We start from the raw sequence: 14564 nt of genomic DNA, 5'->3' as shown, positions 1-14564 counted from the left end.
CATGCTATGAAGGCTCAAGCGATTGTCACAAGCCGAGGGAGAATTGTTTATTTGGATATAGCTGTGAACTATTGCCACGATATGAAATTGTTCAAAATGAGTCGCAGAAATATCGGACAAGCTGGTAAAATCTTGGCTGACAGTGGTTATCAAGGACTCATGAAGATGTATTCACAAGCGCAAACTCCGAGGAAATCAAGCAAACTTAAGCCACTAACTCTTGAAGATAAAGCCTATAACCATGCGCTATCTAAAGAGAGAATCAAGGTTGAGAATATTTTTGCCAAAGTAAAAACGTTTAAAATATAGTGGATTGAAATAAGATGCGAACAAAGAGATTAGGAAATTCAAATCAATTTCTAATAATGTTTTAAAATCTGTAGCGTACTATTCTAGATTCAATCTACTATATTTTCAACAACCTATCGAAATCGACGCAAACGGTTTGGATTACGAATGAATTTGATTGCTGGCATTATCAACTGTGAACTAGGATTTTAGTTTCGCAGGAAATCTATAAAAGCCTACAAATTGTAGCCAGATGACCGCAGTAATCACACCCAAGACCAAAGCCACCAATAATTGGATACCAAGTGAGAGTTTTGACCATAACGTAACTAATTTCATAAGAAACTCCTTTGTTTTATTTGCTACTCATTCTACTACTATTCTTCTCCTCTGACTAATATATCTTTTCTATGGTGAACATAAAAAAGATTTATATTGAGGACTCAAACTATCATTGTATCGAACACATGATTCATTCTGTTCAAGCAGGAATTATAACATCTGTTTCTTACCAATGATTTTTTGCTAAAACAGTGATAAATCAAGGAATTTACTTTTCTATTCTCAAAATTTTATGATACAATAATGGTATGATTTTAATGAAACTTGCTTCCATCTTGCTTTTGGTACTAACCTTGGCTCTGGCGATTATTTTAAGTAGACTCTTTAGGTTAAAGAAAAGGGGTATCAATGCTGCTGATTTAGCTTTTCCTTTTCTAATTTTTGAATACTATTTGATTACAGCTAAGATGTTTACACACAATCAACTTCCAGTACTGGGAACGGCCTTATCAATACTAGCAATTGTGTTAGTCTTTTTCTTCTTAAATAAAAAACGTAGTTTTTATTATCCAAAATTTATTAAATTCTTTTGGCGAGCTGGATTTTTACTAACACTGCTCATCTATATCATCATGATTGTTCAAATTTTCGTGATGAAATAGTCAACTATAGCAATACAGTCCACCAGCACATCAATCTTGGTCACTAAATGTTCTATACGAGGCACTTTTCTGATAAAATTATAAAAAAATAAAAATAGGAGATTAATCAAGTGAAAAAAACGCTCTTGGCAAGCGCCATTACGCTTTCAGTTTTTGGTCTAACAACCAACCTTAGCTATGCTGAGGAGAACAAAGTACAGTCAACCCCAGTAGAAACAACACATAGTGAAACCTCTACTGACAAAGTGGATAAAAACAGTCTCCCATCCAAGGAAGCTGAACCTTCAACTGAAGCAAATGCCAATCAAACGACAAATCCAGCTAAGAAAGAAGAAGACAAGGATCCAGAAGTTCAAAAGGAAGGTTGGGTATTAGAAGACAACCACTGGCGTTTCTATGAAAACAATGCTCCTGTTCTTAACTGGAAAAAAATCCACGGAAAATGGTACTACTTCAACAAAGATGGAATCATGTTGAGCGATACGATCTATGATGGGTACATTCTGACTAGTAGCGGGGCTATGGTTGATTCTGGTTGGAGTAAACTCCAAGACAAATGGTATTACGCTAACGCCTATGGAAAAATTTCTCAGCAAAAATGGGAAAAGATCGGTGGTGTCTGGTACTATTTTGATCAAGACGGTATCATGCTCAGCAACACGATTTTTGACGACTATCTGTTTACTAATAGTGGTGCCATGGCTGAGAGTTCTTGGGTAAAACAAGATGGACAATGGTACTATGCCCCTGCTTCTGGTAAATTAATCAAAAATAAGTGGGACAAAATTAGTGGTACCTGGTACTACTTTAACAAAGACGCCACTATGGCAAACAACCAATGGCAAGGTAGCTACTACCTAAAAGCTAGCGGTGCTATGGCTGAAAAAGAATGGATTTTCGATAAAAACTATGATAGTTGGTTCTACTTGAAATCTGGTGGTACTTATGCAGCGCGTCAATGGATTGGTTCATACTACCTCAAGGCAGGTGGCTACATGGCTAAGAGCGAATGGATTGACGATAGTTACTATAAAGCTCGCTACTATGTAGATGAAAATGGAGTCTATGTTACAGGTACCTATAAAATTGATGGGAAAAACCAGCAATTTCAAAGTGATGGAAAATGGCTTGGAGAAGCTTCTGCAAGCCGCGGGTTTGAAAAGGGGAAATATAACAATATCATCTTCCTAGATCCAGGCCATGGTGGTAAAGATCCTGGAGCATCTTATTATAACATCACCGAAAAAGAACTGAACATGCAAGTTTACCGAAAACTACGCAAGGAACTTGAAGCCCTTGGTTACACTGTTCTAACTTCAAGAGATAGCGATGTCTTTGTAGACTTTGTCACCGAACGTTCAAGAATGGTTAATAAGACTGATTCAGATATCTTTATTAGTATTCACTTCAATGCTACTGGTAATCCAGCATCAAATAGGGCTGGGATTCAGACTTATTCTTATGAAGAAGCTGATGGTTATCCTTCTAAAATCAATCCGTACTGGCATAACCACCCTGACCGTATCAGTGAAAGTAATCGACTTGCGGCAGATATCCACTCTTCACTATTAGCTGAAACTGGTGCTAAGGATGCAGGTCGTCTACGAAGTAGTTTTGCTGTCCTTCGAGAAACTAATAAACCAGCCGTTCTATTGGAATTGGGATATATTGACAATTTCAATGAGAATCAACAAGTCCGCAGTGATGCCTACCAAAACAGATTGGTTGCAGGTATTGTAAAAGGGATTCAAAAATATTACGCAGGTCAATAAAGAAAAAGTCTCGAGAAAATCTCGAGATTTTTTTGTATTATTTTTCTTACTTGGTGGCTTCAGGAAAAAGAAATCCAATTCCAACGCAAGCCAAGACTCCAGCACCGATAACCAAACCGCTTGAAAGTGGCAAGATATCAAGAGTGGCATTGGCGATGATAAAGGCAATAATCAAGCTCATGAGACCGGCCTTGTAATCTTTTTTCACCAAATTCTCAAGGGTAAAAAATAGGAATAAACCTACTGGAAAGAGGGCCCAGATATTGACATCCAAACTCGGCCATCCAACAAAGCCAAAATACAAGACTACTACTGCAACAACTAAAAATCCAATACCTAATACTTTTTTCATGATACGACCTCATTTTCTATTTTGTTAAGAAGTTTTATCTCACTTTAACAATTACAACTATAACAGAAATAAAAATCGCAAACAATAGCTTTTGTCTATGTGGCAGACAGGATAGACTATGTGGTCAGAATTTTTCTTCACCCACTATAATTGACAAATAGCAAATCTTTTTTAATCAGAATATTAGCCTTCTTTTTTCTTGTGAGTTACAAGACCAAATCCATACATTACTCCAAGAAGTCCAAGTACTGCTAAGCTAATATGATCTTCAGTACAGTATTTGGCAACTGAGGAGTATTTTCTTTAGCATAGTTTGCTTTCTCTGGAGTTACCGGTGTTGAAATCTTTTTGTAGACTTGTTCTGCATCTCCATCTGGAAGTTTCTTGTCCTCTACTAAAAAGATTTACTTTATTTTCTAATAAACCAACGTTCTTGTACAACTTCCTATTACTCATAAATTTATACAGTCTACTAATAATAGCTTGCTATACTCACTTTATTATTCTAAAATTACAGTCACAAAGAGTTCATTATTGCAATAAATATCTAATTCATTTTCAGAATTATCACTAAACACTCCACCAGCTTTTTTATAAAAATAAACTTCTAAATTACCTTCATACTCGACTTCAAAATTAGAATCTGCTTCTATAGTTAATTGAGAAAACATGGGCTCATATCAAGAAGCACCTCAAAAAGGTATTACCAACTTGCAATACTTTTTTTGAGGCTCTCTTGTCTTGTTCTTGTTTCAATTGACTATAATATTTTTGCCCACCCTTTTGCTTACTACTAAAGTTTGATATACTCCCCTTATAGTGGACAGTGAAAAAACAAAATTTCACTAGAAACTACAGGGGGAGTTTTCGTGTGTCAAAAAGAAGTCCGAAATCAGTGGAGGAGAAGTTAGAAATTGTTCATCTTTACCTTGAACAAGGGAAGTCAATATCTATTTTAACAAAAGCATTTGAAGTAAATGGTGACACAATCAGAAATTGGATTCGTAAGTATCAAACAGAGGGTGTAGAAGGGCTCAAGGAGAGCCATAGCTGGAAGAAATATACTTCAGAGTTAAAAGAAAAGGCTGTAACAGATTATCTTACAGGTAGAGGTAGTTTATCTAGATCAAATTTTTATTCATTTTACTTTAACCCTTAAAGGTAACGATAGTCGCTCCCGATCCACCAGCATTTTGTGGTGCATAACCAAAGCTCTTGACTTGTTTGTTTCTTTGCAGGTACTTAGTCACCCCTTCACGGATGACACCTGTACCGATACCATGGATGATGTCGACTTGGGCCATATTGTTGAGCAGGGCTTGGTCGATAAAGGCATCCAAGGCTTCCATAGCTTCCTCGTAGCGTTTGCCACGAAGGTCTAGTCTAGCCTGCGGTGCTTTACCAGCAGCACGTTTGACTACGTTGACTTGTTTTTTCTTGACTGGCGCTTCTTGCTGAGCCTGAACTAAGTCAAACTCTTTTTCCTCAAGCGTCATCTTGATTAAACCTACTTGAGCTTCCCAACGACCATCCTTGAGTTGATTGGTCAAGGTACCTCGTTGACCATAGCTTAAAACGATAATATCATCCCCAACTTTTGGAGCTCGTTTTTTCTTAGCCTTTTGAAGGACCTTATTTTTAGAAAGGTCAACTTTTTCAGGAGCTAATTTTTTGAGTTTAGCCTTGGCTTCAATTATCTCATGTGGTTTCAGTTGAGACTTGCTGTGGAGATTTTTAAGAATATCATCACTCTCAGCTAGAGCCAAGTCAACAATCTCAGCAGCTTGCTCACGCGCCTTATTGAGTTCAGTTTCCTTTTCACGATTGAGCTCGTTATAAAGTTTTTTAAGGGCACGATTCATCTTGAGGTTTTCTTGCTCGACTTGACGAATATTCTCAAGACGTTTCCGACTTTCAAGTGTCTGCTCTTCTAACTGCTCAATGATACGATTGACATCATTGTCTTGGTTAATCTGCTTGCTGGCATCGCCTACGATGACATCTGACAATCCTAGACGTTTAGCAATCTCAAAAGCATTACTTCGACCAGGTACACCCTGCATAAAGCGATAAGTTGGACGCAGGCTAGCTGTATCAAACTCCATGCTGGCATTCTGAACATAGGCCGTTTCAATCCCATAGGCTTTGAGTTCAGGATAGTGAGTGGTTGCCATAGTCTTGACCTGACGCAAACGCAAGTCTTCTAGGATAGACATGGCTAGGGCAGCACCTTCTTGGGGATCTGTTCCTGCTCCAAGCTCATCAAGTAGCAAGAGCGAGTTTTGATTGACCTTACCAAGAATATCTACGATATTGGTCATATGACTAGAGAAGGTTGAGAGACTTTGTTCGATGGACTGTTCGTCTCCGATATCTGCGAAAATCTCCTCGAAAATCCCCACACGACTGCCCTTATCGGCTAGAATTGGCAGTCCAGACTGGGCCATCAATTGCGTCAAACCTAAGGTTTTGAGCATAATGGTCTTACCACCCGTATTGGGACCCGTAATGACAATGGCTGTCAATTCTTTACCAAAATGCACATCGTTTGCCACTGCATTTTTAACTAGTGGATGACGAACGTGAAGGAGTTGAATCTCCTGTCCCTCAGAGACTTGAGGAACTACTGCTTCCGTTTCTTGGATAAAGCGAACCTTGGCCCGAATCAAGTCCAAATGCCCGATAATCCAAGCATCATTGGCGATTTCAGCTGCATGAGGTCTTACTCTTTCAGAGAGTTCTTGAAGGATACGTATCATCTCATAGCGTTCATCTGCACGAAGACTTGCAATCTCCTCACTTAGCTTGACTACTTCACGCGGTTCGATATAGACAGTATTACCACTAGCAGAGATATCATGTACTACACCAGCAATCTTGTTACGATAGGTATTCTTAACTGGAAGAACTTGGCGTCCATTTCGACTAGCGATGATACCTTCCGTCAACATCTGGGCCTTTTGTTTTAGAAGATCTTGCAAGACATCACGGACTTGGCTCTCACTGTCATGGATTTTACGGCGGATTCGAGCCAAATCTTCGCTAGCAAAATTTTCGATAAATCCAGCTTCATTGATGGCTTGGAGATTACCCTGCAGATGCGGGAAATCATGAAGTTTCTCAAACCAGTTAGCTAGATGCTCTAAACGTACATTTTCAAGATTGTCATAGAAATTCTTTAATTCACGACTAGCAAAAATGACGCGTTTGAGAAGGAGAAATTCCTCGATGTTGAGATCTGCTCCCATTTCTAAACGTTTGCAGGTTGCAGCAATGTCTTTTGTTGCAGAAATGCTGAAATGAGGATGTTCGACAAAGAGTTCTTGCATTTCTTCCATCTCTGCAAAAGCTTGCTTAATCTTGTCTCCTTTATCAGTCGGAGCAAGTTCTTTCAACTGCTCTAGTCCTTGCTCGGTCAAAAGATGAGGCTCGAATAAAGCCTTGACCTTATTAAATTCTAATGTTTCTAGTATTTTTTTATTCATTTTCTTTTCCTTCGTTATGAGCGAACAATTTTTAAAATTCTCACTCTTTTCCAAAAGTCTCCTTAACTTTTGGAATTGTAAACAAAAGGCTAGGAATAATTCCCGCCCTTTTTATCCGATTATTTTGGTTACCCATAGTTGTTTAATCACATGACTAGTGACGGGAACACTCTGGATAATATGTTTAGCTACAAAACTGTTTTCAAGTGAATTTTGAACAATTTGTAAAGGAACAGTCGCAAGAATGGTCAGTATCATCTGGAGGACAAATAAGGTCACAGCCAGAGATAAAACACCTGCACCGATGCGAAAATATTTGCCACCTAACTTTTTGGTTGGTACTAGGTTAAAAAAGAGTCCAATCAAACGACCGATGCAGTAAAATACAGTAAAAGCTAAGAGATAGCCAATACCTGCATAAAAGACCTTGTCCAGTTGGAAAAGTTGATCGGATGGGAAAAAGAAGGTTCCCTGCCCTTCCTGGGGATTGGCATAAGGAATCAACAAGTGAAATTTTTCTCCCAATGACTGATAAAAATTCCCCGCAAAATAAGCTGAGACGATTGTAGCTAGGAGATAATATACTTGTAGGACCAAGCCTCTGCGATAGCCTATATAAAAACTCCAAGCCAGAACCAATAAAAGAAAGACGGAAATCATAGGGAATCCTCAATCTTGCTATGCTCTTGTTTAGTCGCTACAACTTGATGACGAAGGGCGTCTAATTCTTGTTCCTTATCATCAAATTCAATCTCACGGCTGAGTTGGGTTGACAAGCTATTGACTGCTAATAAAATAGCGATTGTCTCATCATCCGCTCCAGGCATCTGCTCTTTAATTGCTTCATATTTTTCTGTTGCGACCTTGGCAATTTCCTCCATAAAGAGGTTGTCATGCTCAGTTGTTAGGGTCAATGTTTTTTTTCCGAATGTAAACTTGTATCGATTTAAATTTGCCATAAAAATTCACCTCACGATATTATACCAAATTTCACTAAATTTGTCAGTTTTTACCAATTCTACGGCTTTTATGGTACAATAAGAATTATGGCAAGTATTACATTAACTCCGAGCGAAAAGGAAATCCAAGCCTTTGTTCAGAAATATGAACAAGCACTGACTCCTAGTAAAAATCCTTATATTCGCTACTTTTTCAAGCTTCCGCAGGCAAGTGTTTCCATCTACACATCAGGAAAAGTGCTCTTGCAAGGAGAAGCTGCTGAACGTTACGCCAGCTTTTTTGGTTATCAGGTCAGGCCAGTAGCTAGTGGACAAAACTTTCCGATGATTGGAACTGACGAAGTAGGAAATGGTTCCTACTTTGGTGGTCTGGCTGTAGTAGCATCCTTTGTTACGCCTGACCATCATGACTTTCTGCGAAAACTAGGTGTTGGGGACTCTAAGACTCTGACAGACCAAAAGATTCGTCAGCTTGCCCCTCTCCTTAAAGAGAGAATCCAGCACCAAGCTCTACTGCTTTCTCCAAGTAAGTATAATGAAGTCATCGGTGAGCGCTACAATGCCGTTTCTGTCAAGGTAGCCCTGCACAATCAAGCAATTTTTCTCCTTCTCCAAAAAGGAGTTCATCCTGAAAAGATTGTTATCGATGCCTTCACTAGTACTCAAAACTATGATAAATACTTAAAAAATGAAGCCAATCATTTTTCCAATCCAGTTAGTCTGGAGGAAAAAGCAGAAGGCAAATACTTAGCAGTCGCAGTAAGCTCTATCATTGCGCGTGATCTCTTTCTGGAAAATCTCGAAAATCTGGGTAGAGAACTTGGTTATCAACTTCCAAGTGGGGCCGGAACGGCTTCTGACAAGGTAGCTAGCCAAATCCTACGTGCTTATGGTATACAGGGGCTCAACTTCTGCGCCAAGCTACACTTTAAAAATACTGAAAAAGCAAAAAAACTGCTAGAAAGGTAAATTATGAAATATTTTAAATCATTTTTAAAAGAGTGGGGGAGTTTTATCCTCTTCATTACTCTTGTTGCTCTTAGTTGGATGTTTCTTTGGAGAAATGTCCGTGTAGAAGGACACTCTATGGATCCTACCCTAGCCGATGGAGAAGTTCTCTTTGTGGTTAAACATCTCCCAATCAATCGTTTTGATATTGTGGTGGCTCATGAAGACGATGGGAACAAGGATATCGTTAAACGGGTCATTGGTATGCCAGGAGATACTATCCGTTACGAAAGCGACAAGCTCTATATCAATGGTCAAGAAACTGATGAGCCCTATTTAGCAGAATACCTTAAGCGTTTCAAGGAAGATAAACTCCAAAGCACTTATACTGGAAGTGGTTGGGACGGCAAAAAGGGCGAATACTTTAGAGCTTTAGCTCAAAAGGCTCAGGCCTTTACCCTAGATGTTAATTACAACACTAGCTTCACCTTCACTGTTCCAGAAGGAGAATATCTCCTCCTAGGTGATGACCGTCTGGTATCTAGCGACAGTCGACATGTTGGTACCTTTAAGGCAAAAGATATCACTGGTGAAGCCAAATTCCGCTTCTGGCCACTCAAACGTATCGGAACATTTTAAAAACTAGGAAGAGGCCGAGAATTATCCATCTCAGCCTCTTCTCATTCTATTTTGACTAAGTCTGGGATAGATTTCTCAGACACTATTGTAAGGAATTTTATGGAAGTTTATTTTTCAGGCACCATTGAACGCATTATTTTTGAAAATGTCAGCAATTTTTTCCGTATTTTACTTCTAGATATTGAGGATACCAATGCTGAAGACTTTGATGATTATGAAATCATTGTCACAGGTACCATGGCTGATATCATTGAAGGAGAGGAATACACCTTTTGGGGACAAATCGTCCAACACTCCAAATATGGTGAACAACTACAAATTACTCGCTATGAGAGAGCCAAGCCGACTAGTAAGGGCTTGGTCAAGTATTTCTCCAGCAGTCATTTTAAGGGAATTGGACTCAAAACAGCCCAGAAAATCGTGGATATTTACGGTGAAAACACTATTGACAAAATCTTAGAAAATCCAGACAAGCTCCAGTCTATCTCTGGCCTCTCTGCTAAAAATCGTGAAGCCTTTGTCTCAACCCTTCGTCTTAATTACGGAACAGAGATGGTCTTAGCCAAACTTGCTAATTACGGCATCCCAAATAAGCTAGCCTTTCAGATTCAAGACTTTTACAAGGAAGAAACCCTAGATATTGTCGAGAACTATCCCTATCAACTAGTTGAGGATATCAAGGGTTTGGGATTTACCATTGCTGACCAATTGGCCCAAGAACTGGGAATTGAAAGCCAGGCTCCTGAGCGCTTCCGTGCGGGTCTTGTCCATAGTCTCTTTCAAGGTTGCATGGAGACGGGAGATACCTATATGGAAGCTAGAGACTTGTTAGAGCAAACCCTCAACCTTCTGGAATCCTCTCGTCCAGTCGAACTAGAGCCTAGTCAAGTTGCCCAAGAACTTGCTTATCTGATTGAAGAAGATAAGGTCCAGCAGATTGATACCAAAATCTTTGATAATAGCCTCTTTTTTGCTGAGGAAGGCATCCGCAGTCACTTGGTTCGTATCCTTGAAAAAGGAAAACAGAAGAGCCAGGATTTAAAAACCATTCAAAAACATATCACTACTGTCGAGGAAGAGCTGGGAATTGAGTATGATAGTATTCAAAAACAAGCTATCTGCGATGCTATCCAGAACAAGATCTTTATCCTGACAGGTGGACCTGGTACTGGTAAGACAACTGTTATCAATGGTATCATCGCTGTATATGCCCTTTTAGAAGGACTTGACCTCAGGAAAAAAAGCAATCTGCCGATTCTTCTTACTGCTCCAACTGGTCGAGCTGCTCGACGTATGAATGAATTGACAGGTCTACCAAGCGCTACCATTCACCGCCACCTGGGCATGACTGGAGACGATGACACCAGCCATCTAGAAGATTATCTGGATGCTGACTTTATCATCGTGGATGAATTCTCCATGGTAGATACTTGGCTGGCCAACCAGCTCTTCTCCAACATCTCTTCAAACAGTAAAATTCTCATCGTGGGTGATAGCGACCAGCTGCCTTCTGTCAGTCCTGGTCAAGTCCTAGCAGATTTACTCCAGATACCAACCATCCCTCAAACACGTTTGGAAAGAATCTACCGTCAGAGCGAAGAATCAACCATCGTCACTCTTGCAAGTCAGATTCGCCAGGGAATATTACCTGCAGATTTTACCCAGAAAAAAGCAGACCGCTCCTACTTTGAAATCGCTAGTAACCATATACCTGCTAGCATTGAAAAAATCCTAGGTGCTGCTATCAGAAGTGGCATTCCTGCTCGCGACATTCAGGTTCTTGCCCCTATGTACCGTGGAACTGCTGGTATTGATGCCATCAACCAGCTCATGCAAGACCTACTCAATCCTCCACAAAAAGACCAGCTTAGCTTTGAAGCTCCTCAGTGTCACTATCGAACAGGAGATAAGGTTATTCACCTAGTCAACGATGCAGAGGTCAATGTCTTTAACGGAGACTTAGGCTATATCACAGACTTGATTCCAGGAAAATACACCGAGTCCAAGCAAGATGAAATGATGATTGATTTTGACGGCAATGAGGTCTCCTATCCTCGAAATGAATGGTACAAGATTCGCTTAGCCTATGCCATGAGTATCCACAAGTCTCAGGGTAGCGAGTTTCCCGTCGTTATTCTGCCTATTACCAGTGCAAGCAAGCGCATGTTAGAGCGTAATCTCATCTACACTGCCATCACTCGAGCCAAAAGCAAACTTATCTTACTAGGTGAATTACAGGCCTTTGACTATGCAACTCAGCACATCGGAACAGCTCGTAAGACCTATTTGATTGAGCGTTTCAGCGACTTAATAGAATCAACTGATGGAACTAGTAAATCAGCTACTGAAGCTACACCAGTTACAGACACTGAACAATCCTACATCCTAACCGAGGACAACTGGTCTAGTATCCCAGCCATGATTGGGATTAGCCAAGATGACCTGCAGGAGTTTTTCGGAAAATAAAGCATAAGAAAACCCACCTAATCAGGTGGGATTTTTGTTTATTAAGATTATTTAACTGTTGCTGTGCTTGTAATCAACTCAACAGCTTTTTTGATTGTGATATCGTGTTTCAACATATCAGCTGAAAGCAAGCTTTGTACTTGAGCGACTTCCATATTGTAGTCTGCTGCCAATTGCTCGATTTCTTTTTGGATTTCTTCTTCTGAAGCATCAAATCCTTCAGCTTTGGCAACTGCTTCGATAACAAGGTTAGTCTTGGTACGTGACTCAGCTTCTGCTTCGTATTGTTTGTGAAGATCTTCTTGAGTAGTTCCAGTGATTTGGAAGTACATGTCAGGGTTGATACCTTGACGTTGCAAGTTTCCGAGGAATTCATTTACTGAACGGTGAACTTCTTCGTGGATCATTTCTTCTGGAAGTTCTACGATTTCAGCGTTTTCTACAGCTTTATCAATTGCTGCACCTTCAACTGCATCTTTGTATGCTTCTTCTTTAGCAGCAGCCAATTCGTTGCGGTATTTTTCTTTCAATTCAGCAAGTGTTTCAACTTCTTCGTCGATGTCTTTTGCAAGTTCATCGTCAAGAGCTGGAACTTCTTTAGCTTTTACTTCGTGGATAGTTGTCACGAATTTAGCTTCTTTACCAGCAAGGTCTTCTGCTTGATAGTCTTCTGGGAATGTTACGATAACATCAACAGTTTCACCAGCTGAATGACCTACCAATTGGTCTTCGAAACCAGGGATAAATTGACCTGAACCAAGTCCAAGTGAGAAGTTTTCACCTTTTCCACCGTCAAATTCAACACCGTCAATAGAACCAACAAAGTCGATGACAACAGTGTCGCCGTTTTCAGCAGCAGCTTCTTTGATAACCAATTCAGCTAAGTTGTTGCGTTCACGTTCGATACGCTCTTCAACGTCAGCATCAGTTACTTCTTTTTCAAGATCTACTGATACTTCAAGGTTTTTGTAGTCACCCAATTTTACTTCAGGTTTTGTAACAACTTCAGCAGTGATAACCCAGTCTTGACCTTTTTCCATTGAAGTTACATCAATTTTTGGTTGTGCAACGACTTCAAGACCAGCTTCTTTTACAGCTGCTTCATAAGCGTTTGGCAAAAGAGCATTCATAACGTCTTGATAAAGTGACTCTTCACCAAATTTTTTATCGAAGATAGGGCGTGGAAGGTGACCTTTACGGAAACCTGGAACATTAAGAGATTTCTTCACTGAGTTGAAGACACGGTCCAATTCTGGTTTGATTTGGTCTTGAGAGATAGTGAAAGTCAAGACACCACGATTTGTTTCTTTGTTTTCAAATGATACAGACATTCTGTCATTTCTCCTTAAAATTTTTTTAAATACAGTCTATTATAACATTTTCTATAAATAAAATCTAGAGTAATGCAGACAAATCTGGCTAAAACACATTTTGGGTGATTTGGCGCGTACTATTCTAGGTTCAATCCATTATATAAAAAGAAGACAAACATTCTTAAAATGTTTGCCCTCTTAATGCTATAGACTCGATCATCTAGTCCAAAGTAATTTCAATAGGATTAAATATTTATTCTAATCTTCCTTTTTCTTACGAGCTACAAGTCCAAATCCACTCATTACTCCAAGAAGTCCAAGTGCTGCTAAGCTAGTACGATCTTCAGTACCAGTATTTGGCAACTGAGGAGTATTTTCTTTTGCAGAGGTTGGTTTCTCTGGAGCTACTGGTTTCTCTGGAGTCACTGGTTTCTCTGGAGTTACTGGTTTCTCTGGAGTTACTGGTTTCTCTGGAGTTACTGGTACGTAAATGATTGGAGTATCATCACCTGGATTTGTTGGAAGGTTTGGAAGCTCCTTACCTGGTTCTACTGGTTGACCTGGCTTGCTTGGATCTTTTGGATCTGGCAAGTATGGTTTGTAGCCTGGGACATTTGGCACAACTGGTTTACTTGGTTTAGTTGGATCTGTTGGATCATTTGGATATTTCACATCTGGTGTTGATGGGAAGTTTGGATCATTTGGTTTCTCTGGTTTTGGAACCAAGTTTCCAAGTGGTTTGTAAGTTACAGTTTCTTCAAGATTTTCTTGAGTGACTGTCTTAGAATCAACATTTGCTTTATCCGCATAGTAACCTGTCAATCCTGGTGTTGGAACTGCATCATAGTTAGCCTTATTCGCTGTCCATGTTGCATCAGGGTTAAGAACTTTACCTGTAACTTTATCAAGATTTAAGGTACGTGTCCATTGTGCATTTTGAACATTGTCAGCTGGGGCAGTTGCCTTACCGTCTGATACCACATAATGAACAGTTGACGTTACATCCTTCTTCCATTGATCTGTCGCAGGGTATTTAGGACTGTTTGGATCATTTGGATTGATTGGATCTGTTGGATTGTGTGGATCGTTTGGTCCAACTGGAGTTTCACCGTGTTTCAAGGTTACTGTCCAAGTTTGATCAACAGATGCATCTGTGTCATAAGTAGCTCCTGCTGGGAACTCATCGCTTACAAGAACGTATCCACGATCTTCATAGTACTTAATCTTAGCTGCAGTTGAGTAGTCAATAGCTTCACCAGATTTACCACCTACTTGATCATTTTCAAGTGTTTCACCAGTATTTTGGTCTACATACTTGATAATAGCTTTTTGTTCTGCCTTACGGTAGACAACAGGTGTATCTTCTCCTGGTTTGTTAGGAGTTACACTTGGAGTGTC

13 protein-coding genes and 4 pseudogenes are annotated in these 14564 nt (G+C 39.7%); 9 read left to right on the top strand and 8 right to left on the bottom strand.

Annotation, left to right across the window (positions count from 1 at the left end):
* Together HMPREF2837_RS09645 and HMPREF2837_RS11980 are read left to right on the top strand one after the other, a co-directional pair.
* Nucleotides 1–304: pseudogene (locus HMPREF2837_RS09645) on the top strand (transposase family protein); the annotation flags it as partial.
* A gap of 107 nt (nucleotides 305–411) precedes the next feature.
* Nucleotides 412–501: pseudogene (locus HMPREF2837_RS11980) on the top strand (IS5/IS1182 family transposase); the annotation flags it as partial.
* On the opposite strand, the gene HMPREF2837_RS11520 reads toward HMPREF2837_RS11980, so the two are convergent.
* On the bottom strand, nucleotides 490–627 hold the full coding sequence (locus tag HMPREF2837_RS11520) for a hypothetical protein (RefSeq protein WP_186823224.1): 138 nt from the start codon (nucleotides 625–627) through the stop codon (nucleotides 490–492). The pseudogene HMPREF2837_RS11980 and the gene HMPREF2837_RS11520 overlap by 12 nt on opposite strands.
* A gap of 251 nt (nucleotides 628–878) precedes the next feature.
* Between HMPREF2837_RS11520 and HMPREF2837_RS09640 the strand changes: the two genes are divergently transcribed.
* Both HMPREF2837_RS09640 and HMPREF2837_RS09635 read left to right on the top strand, forming a co-directional pair.
* Nucleotides 879–1232, top strand: a complete 354-nt coding sequence (locus HMPREF2837_RS09640; RefSeq protein ID WP_065426697.1) for a DUF3397 domain-containing protein — start codon at nucleotides 879–881, stop codon at nucleotides 1230–1232.
* A gap of 110 nt (nucleotides 1233–1342) precedes the next feature.
* On the top strand, nucleotides 1343–3004 hold the full coding sequence (locus HMPREF2837_RS09635; protein WP_075230892.1) for an N-acetylmuramoyl-L-alanine amidase: 1662 nt from the start codon (nucleotides 1343–1345) through the stop codon (nucleotides 3002–3004).
* 46 nt (nucleotides 3005–3050) lie between these two features.
* Here HMPREF2837_RS09635 and HMPREF2837_RS09630 read toward each other — a convergent pair whose 3' ends face one another.
* Both HMPREF2837_RS09630 and HMPREF2837_RS11515 read right to left on the bottom strand, forming a co-directional pair.
* Nucleotides 3051–3356 (bottom strand): hypothetical protein, encoded by a 306-nt coding sequence (locus HMPREF2837_RS09630; RefSeq protein WP_075230891.1) that lies wholly within the window; start codon nucleotides 3354–3356, stop codon nucleotides 3051–3053.
* Nucleotides 3357–3856: 500 nt separating this feature from the next.
* Nucleotides 3857–4027: a hypothetical protein gene (locus HMPREF2837_RS11515; RefSeq protein WP_186823223.1), complete on the bottom strand. Its 171-nt coding sequence runs from the start codon at nucleotides 4025–4027 to the stop codon at nucleotides 3857–3859.
* Here HMPREF2837_RS11515 and HMPREF2837_RS11310 point away from each other — a divergent pair.
* Both HMPREF2837_RS11310 and HMPREF2837_RS09620 read left to right on the top strand, forming a co-directional pair.
* Nucleotides 4015–4116: pseudogene (locus HMPREF2837_RS11310) on the top strand (IS630 family transposase); the annotation flags it as partial. The gene HMPREF2837_RS11515 and the pseudogene HMPREF2837_RS11310 sit on opposite strands and share 13 nt — an antisense overlap.
* A 111-nt stretch (nucleotides 4117–4227) precedes the next feature.
* Nucleotides 4228–4476 (top strand): annotated as a pseudogene (locus HMPREF2837_RS09620) (transposase); the annotation flags it as partial.
* A 28-nt stretch (nucleotides 4477–4504) separates the two neighbouring features.
* Here HMPREF2837_RS09620 and HMPREF2837_RS09615 read toward each other — a convergent pair.
* The 3 genes from HMPREF2837_RS09615 to zapA form a co-directional block, all read right to left on the bottom strand.
* Entirely contained in the window at nucleotides 4505–6841 is a 2337-nt protein-coding gene (locus HMPREF2837_RS09615; protein ID WP_075230889.1) for an endonuclease MutS2, read from the bottom strand.
* A 111-nt stretch (nucleotides 6842–6952) separates the two neighbouring features.
* Nucleotides 6953–7501 carry a CvpA family protein gene (locus HMPREF2837_RS09610; RefSeq protein ID WP_075230888.1) on the bottom strand — a complete coding sequence of 183 codons (549 nt, stop codon included), beginning with the start codon at nucleotides 7499–7501 and terminating at the stop codon, nucleotides 6953–6955.
* Complete coding sequence (gene zapA, locus HMPREF2837_RS09605) at nucleotides 7498–7800, bottom strand: cell division protein ZapA (RefSeq protein ID WP_075229941.1); 303 nt, start codon at nucleotides 7798–7800, stop codon at nucleotides 7498–7500. The genes HMPREF2837_RS09610 and zapA overlap by 4 nt, the downstream gene beginning before the upstream one ends.
* Nucleotides 7801–7887: 87 nt before the next feature.
* Here zapA and rnhC point away from each other — a divergent pair, with 87 nt between their 5' ends.
* The 3 genes from rnhC (at nucleotide 7888) to HMPREF2837_RS09590 (ending at nucleotide 11853) form a co-directional block, all read left to right on the top strand.
* Nucleotides 7888–8769: a ribonuclease HIII gene (rnhC, locus tag HMPREF2837_RS09600; protein WP_075230887.1), complete on the top strand. Its 882-nt coding sequence runs from the start codon at nucleotides 7888–7890 to the stop codon at nucleotides 8767–8769.
* A gap of 3 nt (nucleotides 8770–8772) precedes the next feature.
* A complete protein-coding gene (lepB, locus tag HMPREF2837_RS09595; protein WP_075230886.1) occupies nucleotides 8773–9387 on the top strand; it encodes a signal peptidase I in 615 nt (204 codons plus the stop codon).
* A 99-nt stretch (nucleotides 9388–9486) separates the two neighbouring features.
* The gene (locus HMPREF2837_RS09590) at nucleotides 9487–11853 is read left to right on the top strand and encodes an SF1B family DNA helicase RecD2 (protein ID WP_049549397.1); all 2367 of its coding nucleotides are present in this window, start codon (nucleotides 9487–9489) and stop codon (nucleotides 11851–11853) included.
* Nucleotides 11854–11900: 47 nt separating this feature from the next.
* Here HMPREF2837_RS09590 and tig read toward each other — a convergent pair whose 3' ends face one another.
* Complete coding sequence (gene tig, locus HMPREF2837_RS09585; RefSeq protein ID WP_049549396.1) at nucleotides 11901–13184, bottom strand: trigger factor; 1284 nt, start codon at nucleotides 13182–13184, stop codon at nucleotides 11901–11903.
* A 240-nt stretch (nucleotides 13185–13424) separates the two neighbouring features.
* Nucleotides 13425–14564, bottom strand: a 1140-nt coding sequence (locus HMPREF2837_RS09580; protein WP_148131869.1) for a mucin-binding protein, incomplete at its 5' end; no start/stop codon positions are given.

Origin of the sequence: Streptococcus sp. HMSC071D03, assembly GCF_001812125.1 — a bacterium.
Classification (GTDB): Bacteria; Bacillota; Bacilli; order Lactobacillales; family Streptococcaceae; genus Streptococcus; species Streptococcus pseudopneumoniae_N.
The sequence above is the reverse complement of the archived record's forward strand: the minus strand, read 5'-3'. Positions and strand labels throughout refer to the sequence as shown.